The organism is Halobacillus sp. AWM4_238 (genome assembly GCF_056158265.1).
Genome location: NZ_JBSWSY010000002.1, coordinates 437,027 through 457,465, shown reverse-complemented (window position 1 = coordinate 457,465; position 20,439 = coordinate 437,027). Strand labels below are relative to the sequence as shown.

Below are 20,439 nucleotides of genomic sequence, written 5' to 3'. Positions count from 1 at the left end.
AAAATTATTCACTATACTTCTCTAAAATAGGCTTCATTTCATCGATCTTCTTATTAATATATTCTTGAGATTCTTCAGCTCCCAAGGCTTTCGGGATAAAACCTTCCTTTATCATCTCTTTCTTAACCTTTTCGTCTGTAGCAATTTCTAGAAAAGCCTTTTCCAAAGTTTCTATGATTTTTTCATCAGTTTCAGGCGGTACGGCAACACCTCTGTCAATAGATGCTGTCATATCATATCCTTCATCCTTAAACGTAGGTACATCTGGCATCTGTTCGAACTTATCTTCAGATCCAATAGCAAGGACTTTCATATCATCTTGGTATTTTACTAAATCGCTTGAATTTACCAATACAGCATCTGTGTTTCCACCCAAAAAGGCTTGAATGGAAGGTGCAGCTCCACTGAAAGTTACATATTCTGCTTCAAACCCTGCCAAGTCCTGCAATTGCATAAGTGTAATGTGATGCCCCGAATAGGTTCCAGATCCAGCTATAGTCATACTGCCTGGACTAGCTTTTGCTTTTTCGACAAAGTCGCTCAAGTTATTAATATCACTATCTTTCTTAACTGCCAGAGCAATTGGTGTTGCCTGGAAAATAGCAACAGGATTAATTTCCTCTGTTTCATAACCTGCATTGTCTCTCGCTAAAGGTTGTAAAATTATATGTGGAACATTGATGCCAGACATAAAATATCCGTCCGGACGTTTTCCTACCAGTTCCGTCCAGCCATTCGCCCCTCCGCCACCATCTTTATAAGTGATGACAACTTTCGTATCAAGAATTTCCTCTAACATGGGTTGCTGTCTCCTCGCCTCAATATCCGATTGTCCCCCAGGGTTGAATGGTATGCTGTAGGTAATTTGCTTGGATGGATATCTCTCTGATGCAGAACCTGATCCACTACAACCTGTAATTAAAATTAAGATCGCTAACATTACTACACTAATAATAGTTTTCCCTTTCATTGTCTCTCCCCCTCCTCATATTGATAACAATAGAACAAGGTTATACCACAAAACACCCCGTTATGTAATCGCTTTCATAAAAGGATCAAGTTTGGTTCAGTGGCTCAACCTCTTAGAATAGTTTCATTAAACCATTATTTGTCTGATGATTCAATATTATCTGACAACATTGTGTTATATCAATTTCTTATGGGATGCATAAAGAAAATATATAAATGTAATACGTGTTTGTGTAATCCCCGCTATTAATGGAAGGAAAAATTCTTGAGACGCCTGATTATTTGCAATATTTAAAAGTGTCTAAAAACTGGTTGATTTTTCTAAACCGAGATGGTTTAATTGGAGTTAGAATTGGTTGGGTCACCTAACCACCTACAATGAAATCCACCTATTACTTATACTTAAGGAGTTGAAGAGATGGGGAAAAGTTACAATTCTGGAGTAGCCACAAGTGAAAAAGAATCCACAAGTCAACATGTTCAAACTCACAAATTTTTAATCCACCACAAAGGAGATCACGTTGGTGTTGCGACCAACGAGATTCAAGAAGGTGAAAAAGTAATCGGTGTTTATATGGATGATGGGTCTACGATTGAAGTCGCTTCAAAAGGAAACATTCCTTTAGGTCACAAAATCGCACTTCAAGAGCTCCCTACTGGGGAGTCTGTTATTAAATATGGGGTTCCCATCGGAATTGCAACGACTGAGTGGACGGTCGGAGATTATGTTCATACACACAATATGAAAACGGCGAGGTGGTAAAAGATGACTCAACAATTATTTGGTTACAAGAGAGAAAATGGTAAGGTAGGAATCCGCAATCATGTCGTTCTTCTGCCTGTGGATGATATTTCAAATGCAGCATGTGAAGCAGTCGCAAATAATGTAAAAGGTACATTAGCTCTCCCTCATGCTTACGGTAGGCTGCAATATGGGGAGGATTTAGATTTACATTTCCGTACCATGATCGGTATTGGCTCTAACCCTAATGTGGCAGCGGTTGTAGTCATAGGAATTGAAGAAAACTGGTCTAAGAAAATTGCAGAGGGAATTGCAGAAACCGGAAAGCCTGTTTCTTTCTTCTCCATTGAAGGTAATGGTGATCTTGAAACAGTTAAAAATGCATCTTGGAAAGCGAAAGAATATGTGCAATGGGCATCTGAACTTCAAAGAGTTCCTGTGGAATTGAGTGACCTGACTGTCAGCATTAAGTGTGGCGAATCAGATACAACCACAGGCATGGGATCATGCCCAACAGTCTCCCAGGCTGTCGATCGTCTCGTCGATGCTGGAGCCACTGTATTCTTCGGTGAGACCTCTGAGTTAACTGGTGGAGAGCACCTAATTGCAGATCGTATGGCTACACCTGAATTGAAAGATAAGTTCATGGCCATCTACAATGACTATGTAGGTGAAATTGAATCCAAAGGTGTAGATTTGCTGGGATCACAACCTACTCAAGGAAACATTGCTGGAGGACTTTCTACTATTGAAGAGAAAGCTCTGGGGAACATTGCAAAAACAGGAACGAAAGAAGTGATCGGTGTTCTAGAACCAGCTGAAGTACCTGAGAACGGCTCAGGCCTCTACTTCATGGACACGTCATCAGCAGCTGCCGAGTGCATAACATTGATGGCCGCAGCAGGTGCAGTCGTTCATTTCTTCCCAACGGGGCAAGGAAACATTATTGGTAACCCGATCGAACCCGTCATTAAAGTAACAGCAAATCCATATACAGCTGGGACAATGAGTGAACATATAGACGTTGATGTAAAAGGCCTATTAACAAGGGAATTATCTCTGACAGATGCCGGTGATAACCTAATGGACTATTTATACCGCACTGTAAATGGACGTTTAACAAGTGCTGAGGCGCTGGGACACCGTGAATTTGTTATGACAAAGCTTTATCGAAGTGCATAATAAGAAGAGCAGCTTCTGATATCAGAGGCTGCTCTTTTTTTGTTTCTCTCTCCATTTAATACATAATATGGCGACTTTTTTAATTTCCCAAGTGAACTATGTATCAACATGATTATTAATAGAGGTATTTGTCAATTAAATATTCTCTTCTTCTCCATAATGAGTAAAATCATTACGAAGATCCTCAACTTCAAGATAATAAACGTTGTCAATTCTATTTTCATTATATTTATATATGTAATGACTAAAAAGAGGATGAAACCCTCTTTCGCGGTTTCATCCTTCTAATCTATATTTTGATCAGGTAGTAAACTGTAACTCCTTAGGAAATGGAACTTTTACTTCTTCACCGAGTTTATTGAGTTCATTAAGCACATCACCTGATATGGGGATACCCTTTCTTAGACGTTTTTTATATTCTTTCCTTCTCCTCTCTCCAGGATAACGTATTTCATCTATACCTGGAGATTTTGGTACCGCTTTCATTTCTTGTAATAGTTCATTAATTGATTTATGAAATGTTTCTACAGGCATAAATTTCTCTACATCCAGGAGGATAAAGAAATGTCCTACTTTCGCTGGCTCATCAACAGATTTATCATAGATGCTATTCACGTTCGGACCAAAAGCAGCACCTGAAAGAACTCCTGTCAACACCTCCACAGCAAGAGCTAAGGCCGACCCTTTTGCACCTCCCAAAGGCAATACCGCACCTCTCAGAGCCTCTGCAGGGTTTGTCGTGGCTTCCCCATTTTCGTTCACTGCCCATCCTTCAGGAATATCCTCACCATTTTTATTTGCTAGAATGATTTTCCCTCTCGCTACTATACTCGTAGATAAATCAATAACTACAGGAGTATCGTTCCCTGTTGGAAACCCGAAAGCAATTGGGTTCGTACCGAAAAACGCTGATTTTCCTCCCCATGGAGCAATTCCAGGAGGGGAATTTGTAAACGCCAAAGCTGAAAGACCTTCAGCACTCGCTTTTTGACAATAGTAGGAAGCTGTACCAAAGTGATTACTATTTTTTATACCAACAGCTGCTAAGCCGGATTCTTTAGCCATTTGAATCCCTTTGACAACTCCTTCATTACTGACTACATGACCGAGTCCGTTATCACCGTCCACTAATAAAACGGATGAACTGGTTTTTTCAAAAGTAATCGATGGATCTACATTGATGCGTCCGTCCTGAAGGCGCTTCGAATAAACAACGAGCCTACTGATTCCATGACTGTCGACCCCTTCCAAATTGGCACGGACAAGTGCTTCAGCTACTGTTCGTCCGTGCTCACTATTGACCCCAAGTTTTTCTAACACATTCAATGCATATTCTTTAAGAGCTTCAGAAGGAAATAAATACATCTTACCTCTCCTCTTCGGTTAATTTGCTCGTAATCGATTGTTCTACACTCTCTAAATGATTTTGCATACGCTCTTGTGCCAGTTGTACATTCTTTTGCTTCATCGCCTGAACAATATCTCGATGTTCTTCTACAGATTTCCGTGCGCGGCCAGTAATCTTATTAGATTTCATACGCGTTTCACGTAAAAGGTCTATCAAGTTGTGCATCACTCTAATCAATACTGTATTTTTAGAAAACGTTGCTAATTGAAGATGGAATTCATGATCCAGTGCTGCTAGTTGCTCAAATTCAGATTCTGCATTTACCATATGCTCAGCTTTTTTTACTACTTGATCAATTTGATCCAGTTGTTCATCGCTAGCATGGTCAATGGCCCATTCAACGGCACTCCGTTCTAGAATCTTCCTTATAGCAAACAAGTCCTTCACTTGATCTTCGGTCACAAAAAAGAAAGAAGTCATCTTCCTAATCTGGTTTTCTTCCGAAGCGACGAAGATTCCTGTTCCATGTTTGATTGTTATATATCCGTACGCTTCCAAAATCTTATAAGCCTCTCTAACTGTATTACGACTAACTTGAAGCAATGAGGCCATTTCACGTTCTCCAGGAATTTTATCTCCAGCTTGATATTCTTTATCTACAATTCTTTGTTTTATATGATCAGCTACTTGTTCTGAAACACCTTTTCTCTTTGCTTCAAATGCGCTCATGATGTAACACTCCTGTAAGATTTATGTTAGACAACACAGAGGGAAGGACTCCCTTTTAGGATTTTTGTCACTTCTTTCGCTACCAAAATGGATGTCCTGATCTGTGATTCATTGGTGATACCAGCAATATGAGGGGTTAGTACCGCATTGGGATAAGCCATAAGACGGTTTCCGGGATCCACGGGCTCTTTCTCCAGAACGTCTAAAAATGTCCCAGCAATCTGCTTCTCTTCAAGGGCAGTTGCCAAGGATTCCTCATCTACAATTCCACCACGTGATGTATTGATTAAGTAGGCGCTCTTCTTCATAAGTCTTAGAGCATCTTTACCAATGAGATATCTTGTAGAATCGTTTAAGGGCACATGGATGGAAACGAAATCTGATAACCTCAACAATTCTTCAATTGTTGGTTTAACAGTAACCCCGGTTTCAGCCACCACATGATCGTATTCTGTTATAAAAGGATCATAACCCACTACGTTCATACCAAAGGCTTGGGCACGTTTAGCTACCCGATGAGAAATCTCCCCAAGACCGATAAGGCCTAAAGTTTTCCCGTTTATCTCAAGCCCAGTATGGGTTCTTCGATCCCAGTTTCCTTTTTGTACGTCTTCACTAGCCTCGGTAAGTGATCGGTTTGAGTTGAGAATGGCACTTATCACATACTCTGCAACAGAAGTTGCGTTGGCATTCTTTGCGAAAACAACTTTGGCACCACTACTTTTAGCTGCAGGAATATCGATGTTATCAAGCCCTACACCCAATCGACCAATCACTTGAAGATTTTTACCAGCTGATAGAAGCTCTTCATCAACCTGTGTTTGATTTCTTACAATAAGTGCATCAAAATCAACAATAGTAGAAATTAGACGCTTGCGATCCGCCCATAAATTTTCTTGATATTCTACTTCAAAACCTTGAAGCTTAAGTTCCTCAATACCTTCATTCCATATAACCTCACTGATTAATACTTTCATGACTTTCCCCCTTCGTTTTAATGGTTTAGTGACCCAACCAATTAAATTTATTTAACCATCTTTTTACTGAATATTCAATAGTTTCAAAAAATAAAAACGTGTGGATATAGGTTAAATGATTAAATTAAACAATTATCAAATCCCTGTATAGCAGCCATAAGGAATCTGTATAATTGCTCACCTAAATCTATGATAAGTTTTATGTAAGCGTTTTATCAAAGTGATTCTATAGGAGGGTGTGTATATCATGGAACAGAGAAAACTAGATCAAATCCATCAAGCGACACCATCTACATGGTCAGAACCTGATTCTGAATCTAAAATTAAACCGTTCATCGGAGGTATTTTTTTTACTTTCTTCATAGCCTTATTGGGTTTGGGATTATCTGAAATAAGAGGATTTTCCTTAGTGGGACCCTTGGCTTGTTCGATTATCATAGCCATCACCTGCAGACAGATTTGGGAATATCCTGAAAATATTCGTATTGGTATTGAATTTTCTGCAAAGAAATTGTTACGCTTAGCTATTATTTTGTATGGTTTGAAGCTAAACATAGCAGTCATTTTGAGCGAAGGGATGCCTCTCCTACTACGAGACGTCATCACAATCATATTCGCCATCGGTTTGACACTTCTGATCGCCAAATGGCTGAAAGCGGATATGAGTGTGGCCATGCTCCTTGGAGTTGGAACCGGAGTTTGTGGGGCAGCAGCAATTGCAGCCGTGTCTCCCATTATTAAATCCAAAGAAGAAGACACAGCCATTGGAGTAGGAATTATTGCCCTGGCAGGTACCGTTTTCGCCATATTTTACACTTTAATTCGTCCCATTTTACCTGTGAGTATGGTCGATTATGGTATATGGTCAGGAATCAGCCTTCATGAAATTGCCCATGTTGCCCTAGCTGCCGCCCCTGCTGGGGAAGACGCGTTAGCAATCGCACTGTTAGCAAAGTTAGGTAGGGTTTTCTTACTTGTTCCTCTTTGTTTTATATTAATGTACTGGATGAAGAGAAAGAAATCGCAGTCCAATGAACCTACAAACATTCCTTTCCCTTGGTTCCTCGTAGGTTTTGTTATCATGAGTTTGGTCGGGAGTTACGTAGTAGGAGAATATATTTATATCAGCAATCAAGTCATGAATGGGATTAGTCATGCTACAACCTTTATCTTAACGATGGCAATGGTTGGACTTGGATTGAATGTAAGTTTTAAAGCTATTCGCAGTAAGGCAATGAAGCCTCTGGTTGCCATGCTGATCACTTCGATTCTTCTATCAATCATTACTTATATCACATTATGAATATTATAGAAGGTTTTTAACTGTGAAAAGAAGAAATAGTACGTAAGCAATCTGGTAAAGGATGGTAGTCCATGAACTTTTCACATTTAAGAATTTTCTATACAGCTGCTTTAAAGAAGAATTTTTCTGAAACAGCAAAAAGTCTGCATATGTCTCAGCCCAGCGTCAGCTTGCATATCCGGCAACTGGAAGAGTCTCTGGAGACAGAACTTTTCAAACGCACTACAAAACAGGTATATCTGACACCTGCTGGAGAGCTTTTACTCAAATCTGCAGAAAAGATCCTCAATCAGGTAAACGAAACGGAACGAAGCATCCAGCAATTATCAAGTACTGTGCATGGGAACTTAATTATTGGGGCTAGTTTAACAATAGGAGAACACATTTTGCCCTACATGTTCGGTGAATTTCAAGATAAATATCCAGAAATCAATTTAACTTTGAAAATTTACAATTCCCAACAAATTATTGAAAAACTTAACGATGGGGAATTACATCTCGGATTTATAGAGTCTATGATTTCATACCCTGAGTACATACAACACGCTTTCCTCGATGATGAACTTATTATTATTACGTCACCTGATTCCCATAAGGACATTTCATATATTACGATTGAAGATCTGTTTTCCCAACCATTCATATCAAGAGAGCGAGGTTCAGGCACACGCCAAGTCATGGAAGAATCTCTTCGCAAAAACCACCTGAACCCCTCTAGATTAAAAGTGGTAATGGAACTCGAAACGACAGAATCAATTAAGTCTGCTGTAGAGTCAGGGATGGGAGTATCCATTATTTCTAAAGCCACTGTCGAAAAAGAATTGAAATTAGGAACGCTTCGGCAACTTCATTTGCCTGAATTGAATTTAAAACGCTCTCTCTACTCCATCTATAAACAACACCAGTTTACTCTTGCAGCTGAGGCTTTTTTAGACCACGTTATTGCCTATACTCATGAGAATGTAGAGAGTTAAAACAAACCGCTTCCTATTTTTTGAGATGACCTATTAATCACAGAATTAGTATGAACCTGGTAGTGCATCCTTTTCTATCTTAGATTAAGGCAAGTCGTACTAGGTACCTTTTTGACTCATCCCACCACAAACGTTATACTAGAAAAACTCTTGAGGCTTCGGTACTCATTTGAAATAAGTGATCAGGAGTGAGCAAATGTCTGAATTTAAAGTGGGGCAGTCCATCCAGGAGAGATGCACAAGCTGTTACCATAATGTAGTTAAAGTGATTAAAGTCGTTCCAAAAGAATTTGAAATCAAAACGGCTTATGTGGTCTGGACACAATGTCCAGAATGTGGAACCAACGATCATCAATTAAAGCAGGAAAATTAAAGACAGGCTGTTCTTTCTACAGCTCAGTCAGCATCATACAGCAAGCAAAAAGGACTTCCCACATGCGGGAAGTCCTTTTAATTTTTTGGTAGAAAAACCCTTATCAACCAAAGTAAGCGATGTCAAAAAAACATTCTTGGACGAATATAAGATAGGCTATTGTTCCTTATGAAGATTCTTGATAGGATTATCCTTATTCCATCAGAGAAGAACAATAACATCTCAAGAAAGGAACCATTCTATGAATCAGAAAACCTCATTCTCTACGTATGCTGTCATCGGAACGATGCTCTTCGGACTTTTCTTCGGTGCCGGCAATTTAATCTTCCCTATTCAACTCGGTCAAATGGCAGGAACATCGTTTTGGCCCGCTTTGATCGGATTTCTCGTTACCGCCATAGCGCTGCCTTTAATGGGAATCCTTGCAATCGTGCTTTCCGGCAGTCAGGGCTTGAACGATCTGGCGGGCCGTGTCCACCCTTTGTTCGGCCTCACATTTGCCATTTTGCTTTATCTGACGATCGGGCCGTTCTTTGCGATTCCAAGAACAGCGACCGTCCCGTTCGTGGTCGGCTTTGAACCGTTCATCCAGCCGGATCAGAGCAGCTTGTGGCTGGCTGTCTTCAGTTTCGTGTTCTTCGCGCTTGTCTATTATTTTTCACTGAACTCAGCGAAGATCATGGATATCATCGGGAAATATTTGACGCCGTCGTTCTTGCTGTTCTTATCTATCCTCATCCTTACGGCGATCATAAAACCGATGGGAGGTTTCGGAGAGCCAGTCGGCGATTATGCTTCCACTCCATTTATGAAAGGATTCACCGAAGGGTATAACACGATGGATGCCCTTGGCGGACTGGCGCTCGGGATTGTCGTCATCTATGCGATCAAAAATATGGGCATCACAGATACGAAATCGATCGCCAAAACGACATGGAAATCCGGCCTTTTTGCCATGGTGCTGATGATGCTCATTTATGGACTCATCGCTTACATGGGGGCTTCGAGCGTGTCTGTCGTTGGAAACCTTGAAAATGGCGGGCTCACTTTTGCTGCTGTTGCCGATCATTATTTCGGTCCGTACGGGGCAGTCCTACTTGCCATCATCATCGTTCTCGCCTGCTTGAAAACAAGCATCGGACTAATCATCGCCTGTAGTGAATTTTTCCACAGGATATATCCGAAGATCAGCTACAAAGCCTATGTGCTGCTTCTCTCGTTGATGTCATTCGTGATTGCAAACTTCGGTCTGACGAACATCATTCAATATGCAATTCCTGTGTTGATGTTCTTATATCCAATGGCTATTGTCCTGATCTTGCTGGGTCTTAGCTCCAAACTGTTTCACCACAAACGCACCGTTTATGCCGGAGCGATGACGCTGACCTTCTTCGTCAGTACCATCGATGGGTATAACGCGCTTCTTGGAACAATTCCAATGGTGGAGAATGCTTGGATGACCTCGATCAGCAGCTTTTACCATTCCTATCTTCCTTTATACAGCATTGGACTCGGCTGGATTCTCCCTGCTGCAATCGGTGCTGTCATCGGGTACTTGATGAAAGAAGGAAAGCGGAAGGAATCAACTGTTCTCACTCGTGAAGCTGAACATCTATCCCATTCCTAACACAAAAGACCAAGCCCGAGGGCTTGGTCTTTTTTATTTATGGACCTACTTTTTCTTGCGGCGATACAAATCAAGCGTTTTATATCCTTGTGATAATACCTCAACCATCTGACTCTTCCGCTTGTCTCTTGTTGCTTGCTGTTTCGCAGAAAAGATGTGACGTGCCCAATCCCTTTTATACCCCGGCGTCAAGTTAAGGAAAAACTCCTGTTCACTTGGATGATCATTCAGTAACTCCTCAACATCCTTCACTTGGTCTTCATAGTCCGCGACACACTGACTCGCCGGAGCTGTTTTCGGTGCTTTTTTCTTCTCCCGCTTCATGCCGACGACCGTGAACACATCGTCCATGCTGACCATTCGGGAAAACTTGATGTCACTGCCTTCGACGTACCCATCCTCCCCGATTTTCAATGTTGGGAACATATCATCTCTGTGTATGTACGTGTCATAGCGCTTGTTTCCTTTTTTCGGATAGGCAAAGAAAACATACCCCTTCTCCGCAAGCACCTCACCTTTGTTCAGAAGCATTTGCACATGTTCGTTCATGCTATCCAAATCTTCCACAAAAATAAAAATGGCATCGTGATTTTCTCCCAGTGTCACCGGCTGATCATCAAATAAATGATAATCCTCCGGTTGATGAAGGACAACCATATTCTTATACTTGTTCAACTTCAACTTTTCTTTGATCGTGCTCATTAGAAATTCCTCCCCTTATAAATATGATAGTAAAATAGTTTAATGCAATTCCTTATTCTCATTGTAAGCGTTTTGTCTTGGCATTCATAAAACGAAGTTCATTTCCATCGGGATCTACTAGACTCAACATGCGGATCCCTTCCACCATTTCAAATGGAGGATTCACTTCAAGCTTTTCTTTTGGCAAAGTCTCATAGAAACGATCCACATCATCAACGAGGAAGTGAACCAAACCACCTGGCTGGCAATCTCCTTCATGCCCGGTTAAATAGAGCACATAATCTTCCTTTGAAATCTGCATGAACACAGGATAACCAGGCTCAAAACGGTGCTCCCAATCCATTCGAAACCCAAGAGCCTCCATATAAAAGTCCCGGCTCTTTTGCTCATTTGAGATTTTCAACGTCGGGATGACCTTCTGCATTCGCCTTCTCCCCCTTTTAAAAAAGACTCTATCTTTCTATTATAAAGAATTTCCCTTGAAAAAATAGACAGCTACTGCCGAAAAGCAAATCTATTGTTAGGTAAATCCAAAGCAAGAGTGAATGACAGCTATCTGATCAGGCGATTTGCTGCGTTACTCGAATGAGGGATAAGGAGTCCTGGTACCATGACTTCTAGTTTCTTGCGCGCAGTTTTGTCTTCCTGCGCGCGTTCCTCTCTTCTTGCGCGCGATTCCCCTCTCCCTGCGCGCGAGAACATTTTTTCTAGAGAAAGAACTAGAAACACATCCAACCACTTAGTACAGCCTCTACACATCATCCCCTCCTCACATGAATACGATAGGTACAAGGACAGATGTTTCACTTCGCAAAGGAGGAACCGTATGATTCAGGTATCCGGGATGCCATTTCGCCCCAGTGAATCGTGGGAGGCCGGTCCGCTTGAAACGAAAATCATGGAAGCTTTACAAAAAACACCGAACCATTACTCGTATGCTTCGGAAAAAGAGCTATCATTTGAAGTCAATAGCAGGAAGAACATCATCATCAGCGCAAAAGAAATGGACGAAGGAGAATCGGCCTTCGCCACTTTCCGTACGTCCCGGTGCAATCCTGATTACTGGCAGCTGACGACAGCCGGCGGGTTTTTGTTGAAACGTCAGGCATTTCCGGGTGATGCCATCCGTGATATTTTCAAAAATAGTGACAAGTATAAATTCGAATGTGCGACCGCTTGTGTCATCAATTTTTACCACGGCCTCCTGAAAACGATGGGGGCTTCTTCCTTTAATGCGCTCTTTCCAAACCTTTACTTATACAGCTGGCACACCGACGATGACCTTGGCCTGCATTCGAATTTTGTCAATCATTATGTTCCAGGGGATGTCGTGTATTTCAACAACCCAGATGTTGAACCGACCACGCCCTGGTTCCGGGGGGTCAATGCGATCGCCATGGGTGATGATGAGTTTTTCGGCCATGGATTCAGCATCCGGACAGAAGAAAAGATGATCGAAGGATTGAATAGTAAACGAAAGGCTGACAGCCAGCAGTCCTCCTATTTAACGAGCTTGGTTACACGTCCAACTTTCCAACCATTAGCCAGATTCTCATCCGGTAGAAAGATCCATAAAACGACGCCATTCATCGTTCACCACAACAAGACGTCCGTATCATTCAGGCATTACCTGTATGAGCTGAGCTACAAGCCGAAGTATTAAAAAAATCCCTGTTTTGTGTACTCGTGACATGCACCCATTTTAAAGGTTGACGGGCTCAACTTTTTGTTAGGCGAGTACAATATAGTGACAAATAAACAAAACGAAAGGGATGTTTTCACATGGAAAATGCAAATGCTCCGTACACGATGGGTGCGAACGTAAACGCGCCATATATGGGTGCAAATATGCCTCACAAGCCGATGGCTCCGATGTACTATTGCCCACCTCGTAAAAACAATTTTGTTTTGATCGTAGTGTTGTTCATTCTATTGATCATTGTCGGCTGCAGCATTAAGTGGTAAACCACCTCGAATCCCACCTATTTTTTTAATTTCAATGGTTTGGGATAGGGACCCAGCTCCGTTCTTTAGCAATCTGTGAACCTAAAAAAAGGACGATGGTTTAATAGAAACCATCGTCCTTTTCTTATTTCATATACTTATATTCCATCAAACTGTTCAAAATATAAATCTCCTGCAGCAATTCTTCTCCTACGTTCGTCTCCAGTACCTTCTTCCGCTCCAGCTCTTTATCTACCAACCGCTTCACAGACAAAACATCCGTTCCATCCCGCAGTACTTCCTCTTTGGAGTTGAACTGTTTGTGAGCGACGAGCTGCATGCCGAATGAATTGTACAATAAGGTGTAGCCGGCAATTCCTGTCGTCTTTTGATAAGCTTTCGAAAAGCCTCCATCAATGACGACCATCTTGCCGCCCGCTTTGATCGGGTTTTCCCCCTCGATCTCTTTTACAGGCGTATGACCGTTGATGATGTGACCCTGGTCTGGGTTGAGGTCGAATTCAGCAAGGATTTTACGACAGACCTCTTCATCCTCTCGCAAATAATAGTAAGGGTTTTTTCTCTCTTTGTGTGTCGCTTTATCACGGATGAAATAGCGCTCAAACGTCGTCATTTCTCTTTTACCGAATAAGGATGAATATTGCCCCGTCCATAAGTACCAAACCATATCGGTTGCCAGATCATCCGTCTCTCCCGGGTGCGCAAACGAATGGCGTAAATAATGTTCGAAAATATCGAGCAGTTCCCGGCCCGCATACGTCTTGTTTTCAATCGTCATTTTTTCCATATGGCCTTCTTGATCGACAGGGATACACCCATGGATCAATAAGTTGCCGTTGTACTTTAAGTACAAGCTGCCCTTTTTCATGAGGAACTTCATATGTCTCGCAAGCTTTTCCGAATGCTGGATGGAAAACAACAGCTTTTCGATCACCTGCTTTTCTTCCTCAAGAAGACGATTCGGGTCTTTTGGATCGATCGTTGAAAAGCACGGATCTTCAAGAGGATGCGTTTTCCCATGAATGGTGATTTCCTCACGTTCATAATCCACGTTTTCAAGCAATAACCGCTCAGACATCTCGAAATACGGACGCCTCTTAATAATTGAACTCTCCAGCTTGAACTGAATCATTGCGATGGCCTGATGCATCTTCGTGATTTGCAGGATTTCATGCTCCGAGGGTGGTTGACCCGCATGGATCTTAGGCCGGAACGCCGGGTGATCGTCATAATACTTTTCGGCAAGGTTAAGTAACGGCCTCAAGTTGATGCCATACGCATCTTCGATGATTTCCAAATTGTTGTAGCGGGCACAGATGCGGATGATGTTGGCAAGACAAACTTTCGATCCGGCAAACGCCCCGATCCAAAGCACGTCATGATTGCCCCACTGGATATCGACCGATGGATAATGGATAAGTGTTTCCATAATTTTGTCAGGCTCAGGGCCACGGTCATAAATATCTCCGACGACGTGCAGATGATCGACGACCAATTTCTGAGTGGCGTAGGCCAGTCCGCTGATCAACTTATCCGCCTGACCAAGTGAAATGATCTGCTGGACGATTTTCTCATAATACGATTCTTTATTCGTAATATCATCCGTTTTGTAGAGCAGTTCTTCAATGACATAGACGAACTGTGAAGGCAGTGCTTTACGCAATTTGGATCGCGTATATTTGGAGGATGCATAAGAAATGAGTTTCAGCATCCGGTCGATCGTATGCGTGTACCACTTCTCAAGCTCTTCTTTATGATCGAACCCACTCTTGATCAGCTGGATTTTTTCCTCCGGGTAATACACGAGTGTCGCGAATTCATTCAATTCCTGTTCAGACAGCACGTCTTCAAAAAGGTCCTTAATTTTCTCTTTGACTCTTCCTGACCCATTTCTCAAGACATGTTGAAACGCTTGGTACTCTCCGTGAAGGTCACTGACGAAATGCTCGGTTCCTTTTGGCAGGTTGAGGATGGCCTTCAGATTGATAATTTCCGTGACGACTTTTTCTTCACTGTCGTATTTTTGAGCAAGTAAGTCTAAGTACTTCGTATTCAAGGTTATGTATCCCCTTTCAAAATTCCCCGTAAGATCAATTTCAGAAACGTTCAAACCTCTATGACTCATCGTCCCAAGTGCAGGCGTGCTTATTCCTTATCATTATTTCAGAGGTTTCTTTTTAAGACAACACTCTTCGATAAAAAAGAAGGATTTCCCTTATTTAATGGAAAATCCCTTTTTTAAAATTCAATGCAACTCATGCATTCGATTTCATTTCTACAGGCTTTTCTCTTGAACGATTTTGCTGAACAGCCGGGGTGTGCCGTTTCCAAATGAGCTTCTGAAAAACAAGGCCGATGGTTCCAACAGCCACTAAGATGAACCCTATCATTCTGAAAGCTGTAGAGACACCAACCTGATGAATGAGCACGCCTCCTAAAATCGGTCCAATGATGAACAATAAGCTTAACGTGGAATCGACGATGCCAGACACCCTTCCGATCGCTTCCTTTGGAGGCTCGGTCTGAATGAGGTATTGCACAGCCGCAAAGGACAGCCCATTTCCTATTCCACCAAGGAAAGCAAGTCCGATGACTACGAACAGAAATGTGGATGAATGCAGAAAGCCAAATCCACCGGTCATGACACCGATGAATAGGCTTCCTGTACCAAAAAACCACCCGTATTTCTGTATGCCCTTCCACCGGCTCAAGGCGAGGACAATGAGAAGAGAACCAATCCCGATCGCTGAAATAACCCAACCGGTAAGTTCTGCTCTCTCAGGAAACACCTCACTGAACAGGGTGACAAACTGAGCATCAATCATCTGAATCGTCAAAGTCGTCACGATTCCGAATAAAAGACTTGCCGTAAGAATGCGACTCCTCAGCACAAAGGTCCAGCCTTCTTTCCATGAAGTCCAAAACCCGGGAGCGTCTCCTAAGGTCGTACCTTGACCTGCTTTACCCTCTTCTCTTTCAGGACGAATGAATAAAAGAATCGCTCCAGAAATAAAGAAAGAAGCACTATTTAAGCCAATGGAAATCGATGGCGAAGAAGCTGCGGTCAAAGAACCGCCGATGAGAGGCCCGACGACTTTGACCAGTTGAAACAAACTCCCGTTGATTGTCACGGCACGCATGATGTTTTCTTCATCAACAATCCGCCTCACCAGTCCTTGTTGTGCAGGTAGGCTAATGGCTCCTACAGTATTCCTGAGGAAGATAAAGAGGAGCGCAAGCCATGGAAAAGGCGTGAAAACAAGAGCCAGCGTCAACGCACCCCGAAGCCAATCTGAATGAATAAGAATGCTAAGTTTATCGTTGCGATCCGCAAAGACCCCTGCGAATTGGCCGAGCAAGATACTAGGGATCGCATACATGACAGGAATCAAAGCAATCATCATAGGATCCGCCTGCCACGTGTACCGAAATAAAATGAGCACGGCAACAAAGTCCAGCCAATTGCCGAAATTGGATAAACCGTTAGCGGAAAAGAACAGGACAAAATTTCTGTTTTTCCAAAGTTTCATTACAAATTCCTCCCCGTTATCTTTCAAAGAAAGCATAACGGAGAAATATCAGAGGAATATCAGAGGATGCATTTCTTAATTCAAATGGAAGTCCAGCCTATGGCCAATTTGAAGTGACAGCTCATGGAAGTGGTATTCGCGGGCGAAATCATGCCACATGTTTTCGTAGACCTCAAGCCGTTCACTTTCCTTCCTGAATTCCCTAATAAAGAAGAGGATGACGTTCAAACTGATCATTAGACCGGGCACATATTGAGCCTCTTTGAAGAGTTTGATCCCTTCTTGAAAGGAACGGTCCGCTTCAGCCTCCTCACCATCCAAAAAGCGTTGGATCGCTTTCATAATCATAAAGGTCGCCTGTTCCCTGGAATAAGGATACATTTCGAGCGTTTGACTCACTGAAGTCATTTTTTCTTCAATTTCCTGCTTGTCGTTCCTCAAAAAAACCACATAAAGTTCCGTCATTAAAATCAATGGATACATGCTTTCCAACCCTTGTTCTTCCACTTCTTTTTTCGATCGGATGAGATGATTCTCTGCTTCATCCAGTCTCTTTGTGAAGATCAACAGGCTTAAAAGGTTCAACAGCCTTATTTCCTTCTTGTGATATTCAGGCATGTGTTTAAATGTTAGGGCCTTCTTGAAGTATTGAAAACTTTTTTCTCGGTCCGGCTGAATATATGAATAGATATGTAACAGGTAATAACAGCGCTCCCAAAACGGAAGACCGTCCTCAAGGAACCACCAAAAATCTCCTTTCATGAAATGAAGATAGCACTGACTTTCAGCGTCGAGTTCAAACCCGAACACATCCTGGTTTTCTTCCAGCAGCTTCAATGCTTTTCCCTGCCCGTAGAGGTGATATTTATGAAAAAGCACTTTCGCACTGGTGGCGACATCCTCATCTTGAACGAGAGGGCTCTGGTCCACTTCCTCATCCACTTTCAATATGTATCCCTGGCCTCTCACTGTGGCAATGCTCATGATGGAGGAAAGTGGCCGGATTTTTTTCCGAAGACGGTAAATATGGTCGTCTACTGTCCGGTCCGTAGGGTTTTCCATAGACCAGACAGCATCAAGCAGGCTATCCCTTGAGAACACTTGAAATGGACGGTTCCATAAAAATTGCAACAACTGGTATTCCTTTGGAAGCAAAGACACTTCTTCTGTGGAAAATCTCACTTTCAACTCATGGTCAATCCATTTTACTTTTCCCATCTTACCCACCTTCACAATGTGCATTGCTCTTCAACGAAAAAAACCTGTTTAAAAAGGCCCTCGCTCATTAGGAGAATCTTCTGGAATAGGTTGGCCGATATCCCACATTTCCACCACACGCTGATCTTGAAAGCGGAAAATATGGACAACAGCTGCCCCAACGTCCTGTGGATTCTGTTTAATATGAGAATGAACCACAACTGTATCCTTTTCTTCAAGCGCATGATGAACTTCAAAGGTTTTATGAGGGTTCTTTATAGCGTCCTCCTCCATGGCAGCTCTTAGGCTATCCCCATCCCCGCTGAAGTGAGGATTGTGATGGATAAAGTTTGAGCTGATATACGTTTGATACGCTTCCTTGATCTTTCCATCCACCACTTGTTGTAAAAGAGATATCGCTCGTTCTTTATTTGTCGTATTGTGCTGACTTGCACTCATTTGTAAACACCCTTCCATGTTTTTAGTATTTGAATAACTTTTAAGTACTTATGAACCTGCTTCTATCCACTTCAATTATTTCAAAGGGTCTGAAAACACGCAAGATTTAAATTTTTCAACATGTTTTCTATTGTTGCACCTTTTTTTGAACCTCCTTTTGTTGATCACCCGGTCGTTGATCGGATCAGGTCCTGCATGACCGAGGACCTCTTATCATTAGAATGACCTTGCAGGAAGATTTATACGATAGATGTGCAGTTAAAAAAAGCGTAACCCTTAGGGGTTACGCTTTCTTCTTGGCTATCGTCTGATTTAAACAGGATAGGTAAGCACTGTTATTCAACCTTATGAAAGGATGTTCACAACGGTTCTTCCTCTTACTTTTCCTTTTAGAATATCGGATAAAGTTTCAGGAAGTTCACGCAGAGAAACTTCCTTTTCAATTTCCTCGATCCCGTCCGGTTTCAAATCATCCGCCATCCGGTTCCATAGGGTTTCTCTCAAATCTTTAGGACAGTAAACGGAATCGATGCCCAGCAGATTCACACCTCGTAGAATGAAAGGAAATACAGTTGTCGGCACTTCTATTCCCGCCGTTAGTCCACTAACAGCAACGGAACCGCCATATTTTGTGTTGCTTAGAACAGACGCTAGTGTTTTTCCTCCAACAGGATCGACCACACCTGCCCACTTCTGCTTGCCCATCGGGCGGATTTTTTCCGGTGTCACTTCTTCACGGGAGATGATTTCTTCTGCACCTAATTTACGAAGATAATCATGTTCCGACTCTTTTCCTGTACTAGCCGTCACATGGAAGCCTCGTTTCGCCAGCATTGAAACGGCCATACTGCCGACTCCACCAGTAGCTCCTGTCACCAAAATGGTTCCGTCATCCGGGGTTACGCCGCTTTCTTCCAACCGATGGACAGAAAGCGCGGCTGTAAACCCTGCTGTACCAAAAGCCATCGCTTCTTTCAATGTCAAATTCTCGGGTAGGGGTACGATCCAATCACCTGGTACGCGGGCGTATTCACTGTATCCTCCGTAGTGGGAAACACCTAGTTCATAGCTGGTGACGACGACTTCATCCCCTTTCTGATAGCGATCATCCTCAGACGATACGACAGTTCCGGCAAGATCGATGCCGGGTACGAAAGGATAAGACTGAACGATTTTTCCGTTCGGAGTGCTCGCCAACCCATCTTTATAGTTGACGCTGGAGTAGTGCACTTGAATCGTCACATCCCCTTCAGGTAAATCATCTAAAGTCAACGATTCCACATTCACTGAAAAATCCTCTTCCGTTTTGTTCACGACGAGAGCGTTGAATTCTTTTGTCATCCGTTCATTTCCCCTTCCTGATTCATCACTTATAAGATTATGAGTCTATCATAAAGCATTTTATACTGGCCGGTCAATTTATTTTGACCAGTCAGTATAAAATATTCGTATCTCTCCTTCTTATCTTGTATAATGAAACAGAGTATCTATTGGAGGTTATCTTACACTATGGCAACAAAAGCAGAACAAAGGCGCAAGCAGATATTAAAAGCTGCTTTCCAAGCAGCCACTGAAAAAGGATATGAATCCGTGACCTTACAGGACATCGCGGATTACGCTGATGTAAGCAAAGGGGTTACGAACTACTACTTTAAAAATAAATCCGATGTGTTCACGCAACTGTTTGAGTGGATCACCACGCGCATCTATGAAAAAGAAGCCGCATCCATCCGTGAACAGGAAACAGCCATTCAAAAGCTGGAAGCCTACATCGGCCGCGTTTTCATCAGTCCGGAAGAAAATAAGAGCTTCTACCGTGTGTACCTGGACTTTTTATCCCAAGTGAAAAATAACGATGCGTACAAGGAAATCAACCAAAGGTTTTACGAAAACTGCTGGTCTATTGGTAGAGAAATCATCCACCAAGGCCTCGAAGAAGGAATCTTCGAAGTCGAAGACGTGGAGCAGGCGGCCATCAGCATCCGCTGTATGATCGACGGAAGCTTGATTCAATGGCTGATGAGAGATGACGATCATCTGCATGACTATTACAAGAAAGCCTGTTATGACTCCATCCTGCATATCCTTCATTACAAGAGCTAATGCGACCGGTTCCGGTCGCTATGCGCGTTTGTAAACGCCTTGGCTGAACTTCCGGAAGAATCCCATCCAGGAAGAGAAGTCATTATAGAAGAGAAAAGATGGCTGAAGCAGCTGATGGCATTGCGACGACTAAAGAAGCCGTCAAACGTCTGCTACGTTCGAAGTAAGGGATGTAAAAACAGGGCAGAGATCGTGCGCACACGAGTTCTGCCCTGTGGTCTACCCTTTTTTAATTATACAATGACTATCATGGCTTGCT

At 42.4% G+C, this 20,439-nt stretch carries 20 protein-coding genes; 9 read left to right on the top strand and 11 right to left on the bottom strand.

Features of this window, described 5'->3' with window-relative positions; all coding sequences use genetic code 11:
• Window positions 1-4: 4 nt before the first annotated feature.
• Window positions 5-970: a tripartite tricarboxylate transporter substrate binding protein gene (locus tag ACXACN_RS02390; protein WP_474962020.1), complete on the bottom strand. Its 966-nt coding sequence runs from the start codon at window positions 968-970 to the stop codon at window positions 5-7.
• 417 nt (window positions 971-1,387) lie between these two features.
• Between ACXACN_RS02390 and ACXACN_RS02385 the strand changes: the two genes are divergently transcribed.
• Window positions 1,388-1,732 carry a UxaA family hydrolase gene (locus tag ACXACN_RS02385; RefSeq protein ID WP_474962019.1) on the top strand — a complete coding sequence of 115 codons (345 nt, stop codon included), beginning with the start codon at window positions 1,388-1,390 and terminating at the stop codon, window positions 1,730-1,732.
• 3 nt (window positions 1,733-1,735) lie between these two features.
• Complete coding sequence (locus ACXACN_RS02380) at window positions 1,736-2,893, top strand: UxaA family hydrolase (protein WP_474962018.1); 1,158 nt, start codon at window positions 1,736-1,738, stop codon at window positions 2,891-2,893.
• Between the two features lie 300 nt (window positions 2,894-3,193).
• Here the strand turns inward: ACXACN_RS02380 and ACXACN_RS02375 are convergent, their stop codons facing one another.
• The 3 genes from ACXACN_RS02375 to ACXACN_RS02365 are packed head-to-tail and all read right to left on the bottom strand — an operon-like array spanning window position 3,194 to window position 5,947.
• The gene (locus ACXACN_RS02375) at window positions 3,194-4,258 is read right to left on the bottom strand and encodes an Ldh family oxidoreductase (protein WP_474962016.1); all 1,065 of its coding nucleotides are present in this window, start codon (window positions 4,256-4,258) and stop codon (window positions 3,194-3,196) included.
• A 1-nt stretch (window position 4,259) separates the two neighbouring features.
• On the bottom strand, window positions 4,260-4,970 hold the full coding sequence (locus ACXACN_RS02370) for a FadR/GntR family transcriptional regulator (RefSeq protein ID WP_474962015.1): 711 nt from the start codon (window positions 4,968-4,970) through the stop codon (window positions 4,260-4,262).
• A gap of 26 nt (window positions 4,971-4,996) precedes the next feature.
• Complete coding sequence (locus tag ACXACN_RS02365) at window positions 4,997-5,947, bottom strand: hydroxyacid dehydrogenase (RefSeq protein ID WP_474962013.1); 951 nt, start codon at window positions 5,945-5,947, stop codon at window positions 4,997-4,999.
• 247 nt (window positions 5,948-6,194) lie between these two features.
• On the opposite strand from ACXACN_RS02365, the gene ACXACN_RS02360 reads away from it, so the two are divergent.
• From ACXACN_RS02360 to brnQ, 4 genes are all read left to right on the top strand, one after another.
• The gene (locus ACXACN_RS02360) at window positions 6,195-7,250 is read left to right on the top strand and encodes a YeiH family protein (protein ID WP_474962011.1); all 1,056 of its coding nucleotides are present in this window, start codon (window positions 6,195-6,197) and stop codon (window positions 7,248-7,250) included.
• A gap of 71 nt (window positions 7,251-7,321) precedes the next feature.
• Window positions 7,322-8,224 (top strand): selenium metabolism-associated LysR family transcriptional regulator, encoded by a 903-nt coding sequence (locus ACXACN_RS02355; RefSeq protein WP_474962010.1) that lies wholly within the window; start codon window positions 7,322-7,324, stop codon window positions 8,222-8,224.
• A gap of 196 nt (window positions 8,225-8,420) precedes the next feature.
• Window positions 8,421-8,597, top strand: coding sequence for a hypothetical protein (locus ACXACN_RS02350; protein WP_474962008.1), 177 nt, complete (start codon window positions 8,421-8,423; stop codon window positions 8,595-8,597).
• Window positions 8,598-8,838: 241 nt separating this feature from the next.
• Entirely contained in the window at window positions 8,839-10,224 is a 1,386-nt protein-coding gene (gene brnQ / locus ACXACN_RS02345; RefSeq protein ID WP_474962006.1) for a branched-chain amino acid transport system II carrier protein, read from the top strand.
• Between the two features lie 45 nt (window positions 10,225-10,269).
• On the opposite strand, the gene ACXACN_RS02340 is transcribed toward brnQ, so the two are convergent.
• Window positions 10,270-10,926 (bottom strand): YdeI/OmpD-associated family protein, encoded by a 657-nt coding sequence (locus ACXACN_RS02340; RefSeq protein ID WP_474962005.1) that lies wholly within the window; start codon window positions 10,924-10,926, stop codon window positions 10,270-10,272.
• A gap of 58 nt (window positions 10,927-10,984) precedes the next feature.
• Complete coding sequence (locus tag ACXACN_RS02335) at window positions 10,985-11,350, bottom strand: glyoxalase superfamily protein (protein WP_474962004.1); 366 nt, start codon at window positions 11,348-11,350, stop codon at window positions 10,985-10,987.
• Between the two features lie 402 nt (window positions 11,351-11,752).
• Here ACXACN_RS02335 and ACXACN_RS02330 point away from each other — a divergent pair, with 402 nt between their 5' ends.
• Window positions 11,753-12,589 (top strand): protein-glutamine gamma-glutamyltransferase, encoded by an 837-nt coding sequence (locus ACXACN_RS02330; RefSeq protein WP_474962002.1) that lies wholly within the window; start codon window positions 11,753-11,755, stop codon window positions 12,587-12,589.
• 119 nt (window positions 12,590-12,708) lie between these two features.
• Window positions 12,709-12,891, top strand: a complete 183-nt coding sequence (locus ACXACN_RS02325; protein ID WP_474962000.1) for a YjcZ family sporulation protein — start codon at window positions 12,709-12,711, stop codon at window positions 12,889-12,891.
• Between the two features lie 124 nt (window positions 12,892-13,015).
• On the opposite strand, the gene ACXACN_RS02320 is transcribed toward ACXACN_RS02325, so the two are convergent.
• The 5 genes from ACXACN_RS02320 to ACXACN_RS02300 form a co-directional block, all read right to left on the bottom strand.
• Window positions 13,016-14,947 (bottom strand): fructose-1,6-bisphosphatase, encoded by a 1,932-nt coding sequence (locus ACXACN_RS02320; protein WP_474961998.1) that lies wholly within the window; start codon window positions 14,945-14,947, stop codon window positions 13,016-13,018.
• A gap of 199 nt (window positions 14,948-15,146) precedes the next feature.
• Window positions 15,147-16,421, bottom strand: coding sequence for an MFS transporter (locus tag ACXACN_RS02315; RefSeq protein WP_474961996.1), 1,275 nt, complete (start codon window positions 16,419-16,421; stop codon window positions 15,147-15,149).
• Between the two features lie 75 nt (window positions 16,422-16,496).
• On the bottom strand, window positions 16,497-17,639 hold the full coding sequence (locus ACXACN_RS02310) for a winged helix-turn-helix domain-containing protein (protein ID WP_474961994.1): 1,143 nt from the start codon (window positions 17,637-17,639) through the stop codon (window positions 16,497-16,499).
• Between the two features lie 48 nt (window positions 17,640-17,687).
• A complete protein-coding gene (locus tag ACXACN_RS02305) occupies window positions 17,688-18,077 on the bottom strand; it encodes a nuclear transport factor 2 family protein (protein WP_474961993.1) in 390 nt (129 codons plus the stop codon).
• A 345-nt stretch (window positions 18,078-18,422) separates the two neighbouring features.
• On the bottom strand, window positions 18,423-19,418 hold the full coding sequence (locus ACXACN_RS02300) for an NADPH:quinone oxidoreductase family protein (protein ID WP_474961992.1): 996 nt from the start codon (window positions 19,416-19,418) through the stop codon (window positions 18,423-18,425).
• A 168-nt stretch (window positions 19,419-19,586) separates the two neighbouring features.
• Between ACXACN_RS02300 and ACXACN_RS02295 the strand changes: the two genes are divergently transcribed.
• Window positions 19,587-20,180 (top strand): TetR/AcrR family transcriptional regulator, encoded by a 594-nt coding sequence (locus ACXACN_RS02295; protein ID WP_474961990.1) that lies wholly within the window; start codon window positions 19,587-19,589, stop codon window positions 20,178-20,180.
• Window positions 20,181-20,439: the final 259 nt, after the last annotated feature.